Below are 15,899 nucleotides of genomic sequence, written 5' to 3' on the forward strand. Positions count from 1 at the left end.
AGGGGCCGGAGGATCTGCCCGTTAGTGGTGCAATAGGCAGAACAGCAGCACCAGATTGATCAGCAGCGAAGTGGTCGCCAGCGCTTGCCAGACCTTGAGCGGTTCACGCTCCAGCAAAGGGCGCGGACGCACGCTCAACTCGCGCCGGTCGGCCTGTTCCAGTACCAGCAGCCATTCTTCGGCGGTCTCATAGCGCTGCTGCGGATGCGCGGCCACGGCGCGTTCCAGGCTTGCGGGCAACCAGTCCGGCACATCGGGACGGTAGCGGCTGGCGCTGACCGCGTGAGTGAAGCGCGGGCGTTGGAAGGCTTCGATCTCGCCGTAGGGATAGTGGCCGGTCAGCAGGTAATAGAGGGTGACGCCGACGCTGTACAAATCCTGCTGTGAGGTAGGACGTTCACCGTTGAATGACTCCGGGGCGATAAAACTCGGGGTGCCGGGCAGTGCGCCGGCAGGGTCTTGCGACAGCCCCGGGCAGTAGGCCAGGCCGAAATCCAGCACGCGCAGTTCGCCGTCGTCCCCCAGCAACAGGTTTTCCGGCTTGATATCGCGGTGCAGGATCTGCCGCCGGTGCAGCAGGCCGACCGCGCGCAGCAAGCGTTCGGCGATGGACTGCCATTGCGCCAGGGACAACGGACCGTGGCGCTTGAACAGTTCGGCGAGGGTTTGCCCCGGGTATTCGCGCATCACGTAGTACAAATGCTGGCGCTCACCGGCGGCATGCACTTCAGGGAACGCGCGGCCGGCGACCCGGCGCAGAAACCATTCTTCCGAGAGCAGGGCCTGGGCGGCGTCAGTGTCGTTGTCGCGGCTTGATGCCAGGGTTTTCAGCAGCCAGGGCCGCTGCTGATCATCCCGTACCCGATACAGCAACGACTGTCGGCTCTGCGCCAGCAGGCTGTGCACCTGCCAACCCTCAAAATGTTGCCCGGCCTTGAGCGGTGGCGGCAGCGGCCACTGCTGCAACTGCACCAGCGCGTCGCCCAGCGTGGCGGCGCCGAGGGCATCGATGCGCACCAGCAAGGCGCTGGCATTGTCCTGGCTTCCGGCCAAATGCGCGGCATTGACCAGGGTGTTGACCGCCAGGTCCAGGTCGGTCTGCTCGCGCAGAATCGCACGGATGCTGTGGTCGCCCAACGTCGCCCAGACTCCGTCGCTGAGCAGCAGGAAGCATTCGCCTGCGCGCAGTTCGCCATCGAGAAAGTCCAGTACCAGGTGCTGGTCCAGGCCAAGGGCGCGCTTGAGCACATGCTGCATGCCCGGTTGGTCCCACACATGGTCTTCGCTGATGCGCTGCAGCTCGCCGTCCAGCCAGCGATAGGCGCGGCAATCGCCGACGTGGGCGAGGGTGAAACGTCGGCCGCGAAAGACCAGGGCGCTGAGGGTGGTCAGCAGCGGCTGACCGCCGCCATTGGCTTGCAGCCAGCGGTTCTGCGCGACCAGTAAGCGTTCCAGCGCCTGGGCCACGCCCCAGGTCTGCGGCGTGGCGTAGTAGTCCAGGGCCAGCGCCTGCAAGGTCGAGCGCGCGGCCAGGCCGCCATCGGCGCATTGGCTGACGCCGTCGGCCAATGCGCACAGGTAGCCTTTGCTCGCAGCCAGCTCCGCCCTGGGCGTGACCACCCGCAACGCGTCCTGGTTTTCTGCCCTGGGGCCAATCGCACTGGCCTGGGCGATGCTCAGTTGCAGGCTCATCAGACGCGTGCGGCGGTCACGGCAGCCGAACCCCAGGTGGTTCTCCAGCGGCGTTTGACGCCGTGCAGGCCAAACCAGGCCAATACGCCGAGGCTGGCGAACAACCACAGGGCCAGCTGGTAACTGCCGGTGCTCTGTTTGATCGCGCCCATGCCGGCGGCCAGCGCAAAACCGCCGATGCCGCCGGCCATGCCGATCAAGCCGGTCATCACGCCGATCTCACTGCGAAAACGCTGGGGCACCAGCTGGAATACCGCGCCATTGCCGGCGCCGAGGCCGAGCATGGTGCAGACGAAAAGCGCCAGCGCAGCGTAGGAACTGGGCAGGTTGAAACCCACCGCCGCAATGCAGATCACCGCCGCGCTGTACATGCCGAGCAGGGTCTTGATCCCGCCGAAACGGTCCGCCAGGGCGCCGCCCAGCGGGCGCATCAGGCTGCCGCCGAAGACACAGGCCGCGGTGTAGTAGCCGGCGGTCACCGGGCTCAGGCCGTACTGGTCGTTGAAGTAGCCGGGCAGGGCGCTGGCCAGGCCGATAAAGCCGCCAAAGGTCACGCTGTAGAAGAACATGAACCACCAACTGTCGCGATCACCCAGGGCCTTGAAATAATCGGCCATCGCCTTGGCTTTCGGGCGTTGCGGGGCATTGCGCGCGAGCCAGGCGAACACGATCAGGGTGAGAATCAGCGGAATCAAGGCGAAGCCGAACACATTGCTCCAGCCAAAGGCCGCCGCCAGTACCGGTGCCAGCAAGGCGGCAAACACGGTGCCGGAATTGCCGGCGCCGGCGATGCCCATGGCTTTGCCCTGGTGCTCGGCCGGATACCATTGCGAGGCCAGCGGCAGGGCGACGGCAAAAGAGGCACCGGCCATGCCCAGGAACATGCCCAGCAACAGGGCCTGCTCGTAGCTGTGAATGCCCAGTTTCCAGGCGCAGAACAACGCCACGATGACAATCACCTGGCCAATCAGCCCGGCGGTCTTGGGCGACAGCTTGTCGGCCAGCATGCCCATGAGAAAGCGCAGCACCGCGCCCGCCAGGATCGGCGTGGCGACGACCAGCCCGCGCTGTTGAGTGCTCAGGTGCAGGTCGGCGGCAATCTGTACCGCCAGGGGCCCCAGCAGGTACCAGACCATGAAACTCAGGTCGAAATACAGGAACGCGGCAAATAGGGTCGGGGTGTGCCCGGATTTCCAGAAGCTTGATTTCATCACGCACCTCAACGGTTGGGGGGGCTTGTCGGAAGACCTGGTGGCTCCATGCGCTGGGGCCGAAACGAAAAAAAACGCCGCCACCGGGTTCGCGAGGGCAAACCGGGTGTGCGACGTCTTTGTCGTTGATGGGGCAACCGCCGTTGGCTACCTGTAACGGTTCTTTAGCAAGAGCCGCGCCAGATCAGCCGAGCAATTCGCTCATGGCAATAATCTGTTCGGCCACCTGAATCAGTTTCTGCTGGCGGCTCATGGCCTGACGGCGCATGAGGGTGTAGGCCTCTTCCTCATTGCAGTCCTTCATTTTCATCAGCAGACCCTTGGCCAGCTCGATGCGCTTGCGTTCCGCCAACTGTTGATCGCGGGCGTGCAGCTGGGCACGCAGGGCCTGGTCGCTTTCAAAGCGCGCCATGGCCACCTCGAGGATCGGTTGCAGGCGCTGGGCCTGGATGCCTTCGACAATATAGGCACTGACCCCGGACTTGATCGCCTGGCGCATGACAGTCGGGTCATGTTCATCGGTGAACATCACGATAGGGCGGGGCTGGTCCCGGCTGACCAGCACCACTTGTTCCATCACATCGCGGCCGGGTGACTCGGTATCGATCAGGATCACGTCGGGGCGCACTGTTTCGACGCGTGCGGGCAAGTCGATGGTCAGGCCGGATTCATCGATCACCTCAAAGCCGGCCTCGGTCAGCGCGGCCTTGAGCCGGCCGACTTTGCGCGGGGTGTCGTTGATCAACAGGATTCGCAGCATGCTCGTGCTCCTAGCGCAGCGCTTGGCGGCTGGTGTCATCCGCCATGGCGTGCAGGCGGAAGCTGCGGGCATAGCCGGCGGGGTCGGAGCCGTCCCAGATCCTGCCGTCGATCAACTGGCTGCTGCGCATATCCTGGGCATGGGTCGGCACGCCCACGGCGCTGGCGGCCTGACGATACACATCCAATTGTTGCACCTGGCGGGCGACGGCCAGGTAATCGGGGTCTTCGCGCAGCAGGCCCCAACGGCGAAACTGGGTCATGAACCACATACCGTCGCACAGGTAAGGCAGGTTGACCGCGCCATCGGCGAAGAACCGCAGCGCATGCGGGTCCTGCCACTGGTTGCCCAGGCCATCTTCGTAGTGCCCCAGCAGCCGCGGCTCGATGCAGTCCAGCGGTGCGTCGAGGTACTCGCGGGCGCTGAGCAGTTGGGCGGTGGAACGACGGTTTTGCGTGCTCGCTTCGATAAAGCGACTGGCCTCAAGAATCGCCATCACCAATACGCGCGCCGTATTGGGGTACTGGTCGACGAAGGCTTGGGTACAACCCAGGACTTTTTCCGGATGATTGGGCCAGATCGACTGGCTGGTCGCCAGGGTGAAGCCCTGGTTCTGCTGGACGGCGCTGGCGCACCAGGGTTCGCCGACACACAGGCCGTCGATGCGTCCCGCCTGCAGGTGCGCGACCATCTGCGGCGGGGGCACTACCACACTGTCCACGTCCCGCAGCGGGTGGATGCCCTGGCTCGCCAGCCAGTAATACAGCCACATGGCGTGGGTGCCTGTCGGAAAGGTCTGGGCGAAGGTGAGTTTTGTGCGGCTTTGGTGCACGTGGCGATCCAGCGCCTCAGGAGTGACCACGCCCTGCTGTTGCAGCCCACGGGACAGGTTGATGCTCTGTCCGTTTTGATTGAGCCCCATCAGCACCGCCATCGGGCTCGGCGCAACGCCGCCGATGCCCAGGTGCACGGCATAGATCAGGCCGTAGAGGCTATGGGCGGCGTCCAGCTCACCGCTGACCAGTTTGTCGCGCAAGTTGGCCCAGGACGATTGGCGCTTGAGGTTCAGTGTGAGGCCGTAGGGTTGCGCAAACCCCTGGGTGGCGGCGACCACCAGCGAGGCGCAATCAGTCAGGGCCATGAAACCCAGGTCCAGGCTGCTCTTTTCCGGGGCGTCACTGCCGTTTACCCAGGCGAGCGCGGGGTTCACCGGGCTGCCGTCGACCGAATCGTTCATCAACACCTACCTTTTCTCGCAAAAAAAAGCGTCGCGCCCTCGGATGGCGATACCGGCCATTACAGGGAAACGACGCCTTTGTCCGTAGGCCCGCACCGTCGGTGGTGCGCGCCCTGATAGAGAGTGCGTAGCAAGGCACATGCCACGGGGCAGCCGTCAGCTTTCCATCATGATTGAACCTCGCCCGCCTTTCAGTATGGCCGCTCTTTTGCGTCCTCCTCCCCAGGAAAAACCCACGGTGCATGCTGATTCCGCCATTACGACCCGCCACCGCCTCGGCAGCATGCTGCTGTGGGTCGCGCTGTTGCTGGTCAGCCATGTGGCCCGGGGCGATCCGTATCAGGCCAGGGATGAGCGCCTGGACAGTTTTTTCACGGCGCTGTCGGTGCCGTTGGGGATGCCTGTGGTGGTCAGTCGGGAAGCGGCGCCCAAGCGTGTCAGCGGGACATTCGATTTTGACGCGCCGCAACAGGTCCTCGAAACGCTGGCCGGGCAGGAAGGCCTGATCTGGCACAGCGACGGGCAGGCCGTGTACCTCTACAACGCGAGCGAAGCCAGGACCTCTGCGGTGGCGCTGCGGTACATTTCGGTCAACCGGCTGCGCGGCATCATGCGCCGAACAGGCATGGATGAATCGCGCTATCCCTTGCGCGACAGCGGGGTGCGTACGTTCTACGTGTCCGGGCCGCCGAGCTACGTCAGCCAGGTGCTGCGGCTGGCGCAATTGACCGACCGGCAACGCAGTGAACTGCGTGTGGGGGCGCACGCCTTCGGTGTGGTGCAGGTGTTCAATACCCACGTCGAGGATCGGCAGCATGGGACCGGCGCAAACAAGGTCACGGTGCCGGGCATGGCCTCCGTCATCCAAGGCCTGCTGGCCAGTGAGCAGAAGGGCCTGCTGGCGGACAAGAACCTGACGCTGATCGCTTATCCGGACACCAACAGCCTCCTGATCAAGGGCAAGCCAGCTCAGGTCAGCCTGATCGAAAAACTGGTGGATGAATTGGATGTGCCCAAGCAAGTCAATGAAATCTCGTCATGGCGTGTGGAAGCGGGTCGTGACGAATCGAAGCCCCCGGCCGGGCCGCCGCCGTTGACGGCCGCGCAATATGAACGTGTGCAACGTGCGTTTGTCAGGTCGGGCGGCGAGCGTTCTCCCTGAATAAAGGCGTTAGTCCATGTACCTGGAAATACTGCTGCAGGAGCAACTGATCAGCCGCAAGCGACTGGCTGCGTTTGCGCCGGGCAAAGTCTTGCCTTTGGCACCCGAAGTCATCCATTGCGTGGAGGTTCGGGTCAATGGGCAACTGATGGCGGTGGGTGAGTTGGTGCAGTTGGAGGATCGATTAGGGGTGGAGCTGCATGAGGTGTATCAGGAGTGGCTGCCGTATTCCGGTTGAGGCGAATTGTCTTACAGCAAACCGCTGAAAGACGCTGATTGAATCGGGCTTTTCCTAACGTGATACGCGAGGGAGGTTTTTATAGTCATGGCATCGGGCAAGTGGGCCGTCACAGGAAGAATGGATTGAATGTCAGCAGTCGAACGTGCAGGTGCCTTATGGCGGTGGTGATTGAAGAATCGACAAAGTCCCTTGTTTTCGCTGATTGGACCTTGCATGACGATGGTCGGCTGACAGGCCGGGAAACCGACATTCAACTGCCGCCCAAAGAGGGCAGCGTGCTTCGATTGTTGCTGGCCTCCGGCGGTACGTTGATGACCAAGGACCGCCTGTTGGCGCTCGCCTGGCCCAGGGGCGAGGTGGCCGATGAGTCATTGACCCGTTGCATTTATGCCTTGCGCAAACACTTGAACGCCGACAAGGGGTTTATCAAGACCGTGTATGGCAAGGGGTATCGTTTTACCTGCCCCGTGCAGGTCAGAGACACTGAGCCGATGCGGGTGGTGCACACGTGCGCGGCATGCGGACAGATCAGCCATGTCTAAGCGGTGGGGCAGGGGCCTGATCCTCGGCCTGCTGCTGGGCAGCAACCAGGCCCTGGCCTACTGCTGGGATGAGGTGGCGCGTCGCTACGACTTCGAGCCGGAGTTGCTGCAGGCGATCGCGGCGGTGGAGTCGGGGTTCCGGGCGCAGGCGATCAACGCGGTCAACGCCAATGGCACCCATGATATCGGCTTGATGCAAATCAACAGCAGTCACTTGCCTCGCTTGCTCGAGCTGGGCATCACCGAGGAACGGTTGCTGAACGAGCCGTGTCTGTCGGTGGAGGTTGGCGCCTCGATTCTTGCCGGGTTCGTCCAGCGTTTCGGCTACAACTGGACGGCGGTGGGTTCCTACAATGTGGGGCCGGGCGCCGGAGCGCAGCGTGACGCGTTGCGCCTGCGATACGCCGAAAAAGTCTGGGCGCGTTATGAGGCCTTGATGGCCCACCGTAATTGACGAGTCGGCGGCACGCCTCGCATGCTGCCCGTCTCCCCGGCTATAATCGCGCCACCTTTCGCCGCCATCCGAGTCTAGCCCGCCCATGTATACCCTGGCCCGCCAGCTGTTGTTCAAACTCTCCCCGGAAACCTCCCACGATCTGTCCCTGGACCTGATCGGCGCCGGTGGCCGCCTGGGGCTCAATGGCCTGGTATGCAAGGCTGCGGCGAAAGTACCGGTGTCGGTGATGGGACTCGACTTTCCCAATCCGGTCGGGCTGGCTGCCGGTCTGGACAAGAACGGTGCGGTCATCGACGGGTTTGCGCAGTTGGGTTTCGGTTTTGTCGAGATCGGCACCGTGACGCCTCGTGCGCAACCGGGCAACCCCAAGCCGCGGATCTTCCGCCTGCCGGACGCCGAGGCGATCATCAACCGCATGGGTTTCAACAATCTGGGCGTGGACCATTTGTTGTCGCGGGTTCAGGCGGCGAAGTACAAGGGCATCCTCGGCATCAACATCGGCAAGAATGTCGATACGCCGGTGGAGCGCGCGGTGGACGATTACCTGATCTGCCTGGACAAAGTCTACGCCCACGCCAGCTACGTCACCGTCAACGTCAGTTCGCCCAATACCCCGGGTTTGCGCAGCCTGCAGTTCGGCGACTCGCTCAAGCAACTGCTCGAAGCGTTGCGCCAGCGCCAGGAAGACTTGGCGGTGCGTCACGGCAAGCGTGTGCCGTTGGCGATCAAGATCGCGCCCGATATGAGCGATGAAGAGACCGTGCTGGTGGCCCAGGCCCTGGTGGACGCGGGGATGGATGCGGTGATCGCGACCAACACCACCCTCAGTCGTGCGGGCGTCGAAGGCCTGGCCCACGGTGACGAGGCGGGCGGTTTGTCCGGCGCGCCGGTGCGGGACAAAAGCACCCATATCGTCAAGGTGCTGGCCGCCGAACTGGCGGGGCGCTTGCCGATCATCGCGGTGGGCGGAATCACCGAAGGCAGGCACGCGGCTGAAAAGATCGCAGCGGGCGCGAGCCTGGTGCAACTGTACTCGGGCTTTATCTACAAGGGCCCCGCGCTGATTCGCGAATCGGTGGACGCGATCGCCGCGTTGCGCTAAGGGTTCCAGAAGGCTCGTTCCCGCGCGCCCCGAAGATCGTTCCCACGCAGAGCGAGGGAACGATCAGTTACAGGCAATAAAAAGGGCTCCCTGAAGGAGCCCCTGGGCCGAAGCCCGCCGCCCGGATAGGACGTGCGTGGTTAAGTCGTTATCTATTCAAGTTGATGTGTCGGATTATAAATGCCCTGATTAGCCGACGGCGTGAAGTTCGTTGAGTCTGTGGATGCCCGCAGTGCCAGTCATACCGTCCCAGTTGTCGCCACGTCCTTCTCGCCAGCCATTGATCCAGGCTTGGCGTACCGACGGTAGAGTAAATGGGCAAAGCTCACGGGATTTTCCATGAACGCCATATTGATATCCGCGTAAAAATGCTCTTTCCAACGGATCACGCTTAAGTCTTCTCATAGGGTGTTTCCCTCACTTGTTGACTGTCTAGATATCCTTCGGCCTCGTCTGAGGCCGGGCAGAGTTTTTCTGCCGTTGGTGGGCTCGCTGCCGGCGTGGCGAGCCGATGTGTCGGCGTCGTTACGGCGCCAACCTGTGTTGAGTTCTAACCAATAGGTCACATGGATTCAATGATCGTTTTGTCATAAGCACGTAACGATAACGATGCTATAGCCATAAGCTGGGATGGCTTTTCGCCCCTTTTTTCAAGCAAAGCCAGCTATGATGTGCCCTGCGAAGGAAATGTGATTAATCCTTTGGTGAGAATGACCCCCTGTTGCAGTCGGTTATTATTCGACGAAGGGTCGGAATATTTCTTTTTGTTGCTTCAAATTCTTTTTCTGCACCGTCGATAAAGGCCCGAGGGCCCGGCAGACGGGGTGGAACGGCACATTCGTGCCACGCGAGCGCTCTTCAAGAAAAGTGCTTGATTGAAAACCGAGCCGGCGATGCGTCGCCCGTTCATTTATTGCTGAAAAGCCTGGAATGCCCCATGTCGGACCGTTTTGAACTCTTCCTCACCTGCCCCAAGGGCCTCGAAGGCCTGCTGATCGAGGAAGCCGTCGGGCTTGGCCTTGAGGAGGCCCGCGAGCACACCTCGGCCGTGCGCGGCATGGCCGACATGGAAACCGCCTACCGCCTGTGCCTCTGGTCGCGCCTGGCCAACCGGGTGCTGCTGGTCCTCAAGCGCTTCCCGATGAAGGACGCCGAGGACCTCTACCACGGCGTGCTGGATATCGAGTGGGCCGACCACATGGTCAGCGACGGCAGCCTGGCGGTGGAGTTCAGCGGTCACGGCTCGGGCATCGACAACACCCACTTCGGCGCGCTCAAGGTCAAGGATGCGATTGTCGACAAGCTGCGCACCCCGACCGGCGAACGTCCCTCCATCGACAAGATCAACCCGGACCTGCGCATCCACCTGCGCCTGGACCGTGGTGAAGCCATCCTGTCCCTCGACCTGTCCGGCCACAGCCTGCACCAGCGCGGCTACCGCTTGCAGCAGGGCGCCGCGCCGCTGAAGGAAAACCTCGCGGCGGCGATCCTGATTCGCGCCGGCTGGCCGCGCATTGCTGCCGAGGGCGGCGCATTGACCGACCCGATGTGCGGCGTCGGCACCTTCCTGGTTGAAGGCGCCATGATCGCCGCCGACATGGCCCCCAACCTCAATCGCGAACTGTGGGGCTTCACCACCTGGCTCGGGCACGTCCCGGCGCTGTGGAAGAAACTGCACGCCGAGGCCACTGAACGTGCCGCTGTCGGCATGAACAAAACCCCGCTGTGGGTGCGTGGCTACGAAGCCGATCCGCGCCTGATCCAGCCGGCCCGCAACAACATCGAGCGCGCAGGCCTGAGCCACTGGATCAAGGTGTACCAGGGCGAAGTCGGCACGTTCGAGCCGCGCCCGGACCAGAACCAGAAAGGCCTGGTGATCTGCAATCCGCCGTACGGCGAGCGTTTGGGTGATGAGGCCAGCCTGTTGTATCTCTACCAGAACCTCGGCGAGCGTCTGCGCCAGGCCTGCATGGGTTGGGAGGCGGCCGTGTTCACCGGCGCGCCGGACCTGGGCAAGCGAATGGGCATTCGCAGCCACAAACAGTATTCGTTCTGGAACGGCGCCTTGCCGTGCAAATTGTTGCTGATCAAGGTCAACCCCGATCAGTTCGTCACCGGCGAGCGTCGCACCCCGGAGCAGCGCCAGGCCGAGCGTGAGCAAGCGGCCTACGACCAGGCTCCGACCGAACCGGCAGAGCGTCAGTACAACAAGAACGGCAACCCGATCAAGCCGGCCCCGGCGCCGGTGGTCGAACAGGCGCGCCTGAGCGAAGGCGGGCAGATGTTCGCCAACCGCCTGCAGAAAAACCTCAAGCAGCTGGGCAAGTGGGCCAAGCGTGAGGGCGTGGATTGCTACCGTGTGTACGACGCCGACATGCCGGAATATTCCATGGCCATCGACCTGTATCACGATTGGGTGCATGTGCAGGAATATGCCGCGCCCAAGTCCATCGACCCGGAGAAGGCCTCGGCGCGCATGTTTGACGCGCTCGCGGCGATTCCCCAGGCGCTCAACGTCGACAAGAGCCGCGTGGTGGTCAAGCGTCGCGAGCGCCAGAGCGGCACCAAGCAATACGAGCGCCAAAGCGCCCAGGGCAAGTTCACCGAGGTCAGCGAAGGTGGCGTGAAGCTGTTGGTCAACCTCACCGATTACCTGGACACCGGCCTGTTCCTTGATCACCGGCCGATGCGCATGCGCATTCAGAAGGAAGCGGCGGGCAAGCGTTTCCTCAACCTGTATTGCTACACCGCTACCGCCAGTGTGCACGCAGCCAAGGGCGGCGCGCGCAGCACCACCAGTGTCGATTTGTCCAAGACCTACCTGGACTGGGCGCGGCGCAATTTTTCCCTCAACGGGTTTTCCGACAAGAACCGCTTGGAACAGGGTGACGTGATGGCGTGGCTGGAAGCCAGTCGTGACGAGTTCGATATGATTTTCATTGACCCGCCAACCTTTTCCAACTCCAAGCGCATGGAAGGCATCTTCGACGTCCAGCGTGACCACGTGCAGTTGCTCGACCTGGCCATGGCGCGCCTGGCGCCGGGGGGCGTGTTGTACTTCTCGAACAATTTCCGCAAGTTCCAGCTGGAAGACAACCTCAGCGAACGCTATGCGGTCGAGGAAATCAGCGACAAGACCATCGACCCGGATTTCGCGCGTAACGCGAAGATCCATCGGGCGTGGAAAATCAGCGCACGCTGAGTAGCCGATGTGGGGGGGGGCAAGCCCTAATGCCAGTCAGGTAGGAGCGAGCTTGCTCGCGAAAAACGTCAACGATAAAGCGTGCTTCCTGAATGAACGCGGTGCCTGTGAGTTTTTCGCGAGCAAGCTCGCTCCTACAGACGGTATTAGGGCAAACCCCTCCCACATTAAGCGTGCGCATTTTTTACACTGGTCAAACCCCCGACGGATGGCTATAACTTAACGTCCCGCCAAAGTGACACCCCGCACGCTGGCGCTGTGAGTGTTGCCTATGCCGATGCAAGCCGTACGCCCGAAAATCCTTGGTTTTATCAGTGAACAGGCATCGGCTTGGCTGGTGGCATTGGTGGTAATGGCAACGGGTGGCGCGCTGACCCTGGTCATCGCGTGGGCCGCTGCCGACCTGTATCAGCAACAGGTGCGCCAGCGCTTCCAGTTGCTGGTCAGCGAGCGCTACAGCCGGATTCAGGAACGCTTCGAAGACCAGGAGCTGCGCCTGGATAGCCTGCGGCGTTTTTTCGTCAATTCCGACGAGGTGTCCCGCGCCGAATTTGACGGTTTCGCCCAGTCCCTGTTGTTGCACGCGCGTGCCTATGCCTGGGCGCCGCGAGTGTCCGGGGATCAGCGCAGCCAGTTCGAGCAGACCATCTCGCGCCAGCGTGGCGCACCTTTCACCATCCGCGAATTGAATTCGGCAGGCGAGCTGGCGCCGGCGTCCGATCGCGATGAATACGTGCCGGTTTTATATAGCCAGACCCAGAGTCTGTTGGGCTCGCCAATGGGTTTTGACCTGCTTGCCCAACCCCTGCGGCGCGCGGTTGTCGAGCGCGCGCAAGCCAGCGGCCAGGCGGCGGTGTCCCAGCCCATGCAACTGGTGGGCCTGGAGCCGGCGTATGCCGCCGGGGTGCTGCTGGTAGCGCCGGTGCGCAAAACGGTCGATCCCCAGCCGTACGGCTATGTAATGGCGGTGATCAGCATGCGCCAGTTGGTGGCCGAGGGTTTGCCCAAGTCCAGCCGGGATAACCTGGTGATGCAGATCGTCGATACCTCCGACACTGAGCAACGGGTGCTGTATGCGTCGAGCAATGTGCCGGGCGACAGCGACCTTGTCGCTGCCCGACGACTTACCCTCGGTGACCACGTCTACGCGCTGAGCCTGCGCGCCAGCGAGGTATTCGACAAGGCCAACCATTCTTCGACCCACACCATATTGGTCATGGGCGTGCTGCTGAGTGCGCTGCTCGCGGCTCTGCTCTATGTGCTGGTCAGCCAACGCCAGCGGGCGCTGGCACTGGTGGAGCAGCGTACCGCGCAGTTGCGCCTGCGTGAACAGGAACTGCGCGGCGCACACGGCCAATTGCGCAGTGTGCTGGACGCGGCAACGCACGTCGCAATCATTGCCACTGACTTGCGCGGAGTCATCAACATGTTCAATGCCGGCGCCGAACGGATGCTGGGATTCAAGAGCGAACACGTGGTGGGTCACCTGACGCTGGAAAGCCTGCACCTGGCCTCGGAGCTTGAGGCCCGCGCCACGCGTTTGAGCGCGGCGCTGGGCAAGCGTATTACGCCGAGCCAGGCGATGCTGGTGGAAAGCCCGGACAGGCAGCACGACGCCCGCGAGTGGACGCTGGTGCGTGAGGACGGCAGCCCTTTGACCGTGAATATGCTGGCCACAGTGTTGCTGGATGACCATGGCCTGTGGGTCGGGCACCTGGCCATTTACCTGGATGTCACTGAGCAGAAGCGCGCCTACGAGGCCTTGGCGGCGCGGGATCGCTTGCTGAAAAAACTCAGTGTCCATGTACCTGGCGGTATCTTCCAGTTCACGCTGGAGCCCCACGATCGCTGGCGCTTCATTTACACCAGCGAAGGCATGCGCGATATCTATGAAATCGAGCTTGGCGTGTTGCAGCAGGATGCGGGCAAAATCCTGGAGCGCATTCACCCCCAGGACCTTGAGCGGGTACGCGCGTCAATACGCTTGTCGGCGCTGCAATTGAGCCATTGGCGCGAAGAATATCGCGTTCAGTTGCCCCAGCGGGGCCTGCGCTGGATTCGTGGCGAAGCGACCCCGGAAGAATTACCCGGCGGCGGTACGTTGTGGCATGGCTATGTGTCGGATATTTCCGATTTAAAGCGCGTGGAAGACGAATTGCGCACGCTGTCCATCACCGACTCCCTGACCGGCATCCACAATCGCCGCTATTTCCAGGACCGCATGAAAGTCGAACTGCTGCGCCTGAACCGCACATCGGGAGCGCTGTCGGTGATCATGCTGGATATCGACCACTTCAAACGGATCAACGACCAGCACGGGCATGGTATCGGCGACGACGTATTGCGCGAGCTGTGCAAGCGAATCAGCCAGCGCCTGCGCCGCACCGACGTGTTCTGCCGGCTGGGCGGGGAAGAGTTCGTGGTGCTCTGCCCGCATACCGATAGCGCCCAGGCCTATTGCCTGGCGATGGAGTTGTGGCAGTCGTTGCGCAGTGTGCCGATGGCACCGGTGGGCGTCGTCACCGCCAGCTTTGGGGTCGCCAGCTGGCGGATCGATGAAGGTATCGATGGGTTGCTGCTGCGCGCGGATTCGGCTGTCTATGTCGCCAAACAGGCGGGCAGGGACCGGGTGGAACCCGCTCCCACAGACTGAACCGGTGCTCTAGAGCACCGGCGCGGCTGCCACTGCTTTCGGCTGGCGATACAGGTCAAGCAGCACCTGGTCCAGCACTGACGACGCGCCCCACGGCTTGGAATCGTTGAGAATCGCCACCACCGCCCAGGTGTTGCCATTGTTGTCGCGGCTGAACCCGGCGATGGCGCGCACGGTGTTCAAGGTGCCGGTCTTCACATGAGCTTCGCCGCGCATGGCGGTGGTCTTCAGGCGTTTACGCATGGTTCCGTCGGTGCCGGCGATCGGCAGCGAGCTGATGTATTCGGCGGCGTAGGGGCTTTTCCAGGCCGCTTGCAGCATGGCTGCCATCTCACGGGCGCTGACCCGTTCGGCGCGGGACAGGCCGGAACCATTCTCCATCACCAGGTGTGGCGCGGTAATGCCTTTCTTCGCCAGCCACTGACGCACCACGCGTTGCGCGGCCTTGGCATCGTCGCCATCGGCATCGTTGCGAAACTGCGCGCCCAGGCTCAGGAACAGTTGCTGGGCCATGGTGTTGTTACTGTATTTGTTGATGTCGCGGATGATTTCCGCCAGGTCCGGCGAGAAGGCACGGGCCAACACTTTGGCATCCTTGGGCACCGGCGCCTGGATATCGCGGCCCTGGATGGTGCCGCCCAACTCCTTCCAGATCGCACGCACGGCGCCGGCGGTGTAGGTGGCATGGTCGAGCAGCGACAGGTAGGTCTGCGAACTGCAACCGTCCGCCAACTGGCCACTGACGGTCACGGTCACACTGCCATCGGCGGCGGTCACCGGGCTGTAGCGTACGTCGCCGGTGCATTGTTTGGCGTTGGAGACTTTCACCTGGTTGTCGATGCGAATGCTCGCAATCGGCGGCTCGACCGACACGATCACCCGCCCGGCATCATTTCGCGTCACGAAGCGCAGGGCCTTGAGGTTGACCAGCAGGGCATCGGGCTTGACCAGGAACGGCTTGTTCTCGTCGTTGCCGTCGTCATTGAACTCCGGCAATTGGGGCTGCTGGAAGAAGTTGCGATCCAGGACCAGGTCGCCGGTGACCTGTTGTACGCCGTTGGCGCGCAGGTCGCGCATCAACAGCCAGAGTTTCTCCATGTTCAGCTTGGGATCGCCGCCGCCCTTGAGATACAGGTTGCCGCGCAACACGCCGCCACTGAGTACGCCGTCGGTGTAGAACTCGGTTTTCCACTGATGGTTGGGGCCGAGCATTTCCAGGGCCGCGTAGGTCGTCACCAGTTTCATGGTGGAGGCCGGGTTCACCGAAACGTCGGCATTGAACACGGTCGGCGTACCGGGGCCGTTCAAGGGCAACATCACCAGGGACAGGGCGGTATTTTGCAGTTTGGCCTTCTGAAGGGCCTGGGCAACACTGGGGGGCAGGGTGTTATTGACGGGGGCGGCGGTGGCATGCAGGGCCAATGGCAGAAGAACACCGGCGAGGAAAACAGAACGCAACGATTTGATCATAAAAAATAAGACCCTACTGCTGAGGAGGGTGAAAAAGGCGAGGGGTATACAAGAAAAATCCCTCATTGGTCATGAAAGTGTCGGCATTATGCCCCAAGCCGAGCTTACTTGTAGCTGAACGATAGCGGGTAATCCGGGTTTTTTTATCGGCCAAACGCCGCCCGTCCCAG

Annotated in this window: 12 protein-coding genes and 1 pseudogene; 7 read left to right on the forward strand and 6 right to left on the reverse strand. The window is 62.4% G+C overall.

Annotated elements, in window-relative coordinates; all coding sequences use genetic code 11:
• Positions 1-21 precede the first annotated feature (21 nt).
• The 4 genes from BFP93_RS05355 to BFP93_RS05370 all read right to left on the reverse strand — a co-directional run bounded on the left by BFP93_RS05355 (position 22) and on the right by BFP93_RS05370 (position 4,900).
• Entirely contained in the window at positions 22-1,692 is a 1,671-nt protein-coding gene (locus BFP93_RS05355) for a bifunctional protein-serine/threonine kinase/phosphatase (protein WP_065892344.1), read from the reverse strand.
• Positions 1,692-2,903, reverse strand: coding sequence for a nitrate/nitrite transporter (locus tag BFP93_RS05360; RefSeq protein WP_065892345.1), 1,212 nt, complete (start codon positions 2,901-2,903; stop codon positions 1,692-1,694). Before BFP93_RS05360 ends, BFP93_RS05355 begins: the two co-directional genes overlap by 1 nt.
• Positions 2,904-3,087: 184 nt before the next feature.
• Positions 3,088-3,663: an ANTAR domain-containing response regulator gene (locus tag BFP93_RS05365; RefSeq protein ID WP_065887855.1), complete on the reverse strand. Its 576-nt coding sequence runs from the start codon at positions 3,661-3,663 to the stop codon at positions 3,088-3,090.
• Positions 3,664-3,673: 10 nt separating this feature from the next.
• The gene (locus BFP93_RS05370) at positions 3,674-4,900 is read right to left on the reverse strand and encodes a CmpA/NrtA family ABC transporter substrate-binding protein (RefSeq protein WP_065892346.1); all 1,227 of its coding nucleotides are present in this window, start codon (positions 4,898-4,900) and stop codon (positions 3,674-3,676) included.
• Between the two features lie 283 nt (positions 4,901-5,183).
• On the opposite strand from BFP93_RS05370, the pseudogene BFP93_RS05375 reads away from it, so the two are divergent.
• The 5 genes and pseudogenes from BFP93_RS05375 to BFP93_RS05395 all read left to right on the forward strand — a co-directional run.
• Positions 5,184-5,972, forward strand: a pseudogene (locus BFP93_RS05375) (secretin N-terminal domain-containing protein); the annotation flags it as partial.
• 106 nt (positions 5,973-6,078) lie between these two features.
• Positions 6,079-6,300: a FliM/FliN family flagellar motor switch protein gene (locus BFP93_RS05380; RefSeq protein ID WP_065887857.1), complete on the forward strand. Its 222-nt coding sequence runs from the start codon at positions 6,079-6,081 to the stop codon at positions 6,298-6,300.
• 158 nt (positions 6,301-6,458) lie between these two features.
• Positions 6,459-6,845, forward strand: coding sequence for a winged helix-turn-helix domain-containing protein (locus BFP93_RS05385; protein ID WP_065892347.1), 387 nt, complete (start codon positions 6,459-6,461; stop codon positions 6,843-6,845).
• Positions 6,838-7,299 carry a transglycosylase SLT domain-containing protein gene (locus BFP93_RS05390; RefSeq protein ID WP_065892348.1) on the forward strand — a complete coding sequence of 154 codons (462 nt, stop codon included), beginning with the start codon at positions 6,838-6,840 and terminating at the stop codon, positions 7,297-7,299. The genes BFP93_RS05385 and BFP93_RS05390 overlap by 8 nt, the downstream gene beginning before the upstream one ends.
• Positions 7,300-7,384: 85 nt before the next feature.
• Positions 7,385-8,404 (forward strand): quinone-dependent dihydroorotate dehydrogenase, encoded by a 1,020-nt coding sequence (locus BFP93_RS05395; RefSeq protein ID WP_065892349.1) that lies wholly within the window; start codon positions 7,385-7,387, stop codon positions 8,402-8,404.
• Between the two features lie 189 nt (positions 8,405-8,593).
• Here BFP93_RS05395 and rmf read toward each other — a convergent pair whose 3' ends face one another.
• Positions 8,594-8,809 carry a ribosome modulation factor gene (gene rmf / locus BFP93_RS27095; protein WP_002553055.1) on the reverse strand — a complete coding sequence of 72 codons (216 nt, stop codon included), beginning with the start codon at positions 8,807-8,809 and terminating at the stop codon, positions 8,594-8,596.
• A 532-nt stretch (positions 8,810-9,341) separates the two neighbouring features.
• On the opposite strand from rmf, the gene rlmKL reads away from it, so the two are divergent.
• Together rlmKL and BFP93_RS05405 are read left to right on the forward strand one after the other, a co-directional pair.
• A complete protein-coding gene (gene rlmKL / locus BFP93_RS05400) occupies positions 9,342-11,606 on the forward strand; it encodes a bifunctional 23S rRNA (guanine(2069)-N(7))-methyltransferase RlmK/23S rRNA (guanine(2445)-N(2))-methyltransferase RlmL (protein ID WP_065892350.1) in 2,265 nt (754 codons plus the stop codon).
• Positions 11,607-11,877: 271 nt separating this feature from the next.
• Complete coding sequence (locus BFP93_RS05405; protein WP_065892351.1) at positions 11,878-14,259, forward strand: sensor domain-containing diguanylate cyclase; 2,382 nt, start codon at positions 11,878-11,880, stop codon at positions 14,257-14,259.
• A gap of 9 nt (positions 14,260-14,268) precedes the next feature.
• Here BFP93_RS05405 and dacB read toward each other — a convergent pair whose 3' ends face one another.
• Positions 14,269-15,729, reverse strand: coding sequence for a D-alanyl-D-alanine carboxypeptidase/D-alanyl-D-alanine endopeptidase (dacB, locus tag BFP93_RS05410; protein ID WP_065887863.1), 1,461 nt, complete (start codon positions 15,727-15,729; stop codon positions 14,269-14,271).
• Positions 15,730-15,899 lie beyond the last annotated feature (170 nt).

It is taken from the genome of Pseudomonas sp. 44 R 15, assembly GCF_900004965.1.
Classification (GTDB): domain Bacteria; phylum Pseudomonadota; class Gammaproteobacteria; order Pseudomonadales; family Pseudomonadaceae; genus Aquipseudomonas; species Aquipseudomonas orientalis_A.

Excerpts from the sequence above, each read along its gene's own strand:
- BFP93_RS05370 (WP_065892346.1), bottom strand. The coding sequence starts at position 4,900 with ATGAACGATTCGGTCGACGGCAGCCCGGTGAACCCCGCGCTCGCCTGG.
- rlmKL (WP_065892350.1), top strand. The coding sequence starts at position 9,342 with ATGTCGGACCGTTTTGAACTCTTCCTCACCTGCCCCAAGGGCCTCGAA.
- rmf (WP_002553055.1), bottom strand. The coding sequence starts at position 8,809 with ATGAGAAGACTTAAGCGTGATCCGTTGGAAAGAGCATTTTTACGCGGA.
- BFP93_RS05380 (WP_065887857.1), top strand. The coding sequence starts at position 6,079 with ATGTACCTGGAAATACTGCTGCAGGAGCAACTGATCAGCCGCAAGCGA.
- BFP93_RS05355 (WP_065892344.1), bottom strand. The coding sequence starts at position 1,692 with ATGAGCCTGCAACTGAGCATCGCCCAGGCCAGTGCGATTGGCCCCAGG.
- BFP93_RS05405 (WP_065892351.1), top strand. The coding sequence starts at position 11,878 with ATGCCGATGCAAGCCGTACGCCCGAAAATCCTTGGTTTTATCAGTGAA.
- BFP93_RS05390 (WP_065892348.1), top strand. The coding sequence starts at position 6,838 with ATGTCTAAGCGGTGGGGCAGGGGCCTGATCCTCGGCCTGCTGCTGGGC.
- BFP93_RS05365 (WP_065887855.1), bottom strand. The coding sequence starts at position 3,663 with ATGCTGCGAATCCTGTTGATCAACGACACCCCGCGCAAAGTCGGCCGG.
- BFP93_RS05395 (WP_065892349.1), top strand. The coding sequence starts at position 7,385 with ATGTATACCCTGGCCCGCCAGCTGTTGTTCAAACTCTCCCCGGAAACC.
- BFP93_RS05385 (WP_065892347.1), top strand. The coding sequence starts at position 6,459 with ATGGCGGTGGTGATTGAAGAATCGACAAAGTCCCTTGTTTTCGCTGAT.
- dacB (WP_065887863.1), bottom strand. The coding sequence starts at position 15,729 with ATGATCAAATCGTTGCGTTCTGTTTTCCTCGCCGGTGTTCTTCTGCCA.
- BFP93_RS05360 (WP_065892345.1), bottom strand. The coding sequence starts at position 2,903 with ATGAAATCAAGCTTCTGGAAATCCGGGCACACCCCGACCCTATTTGCC.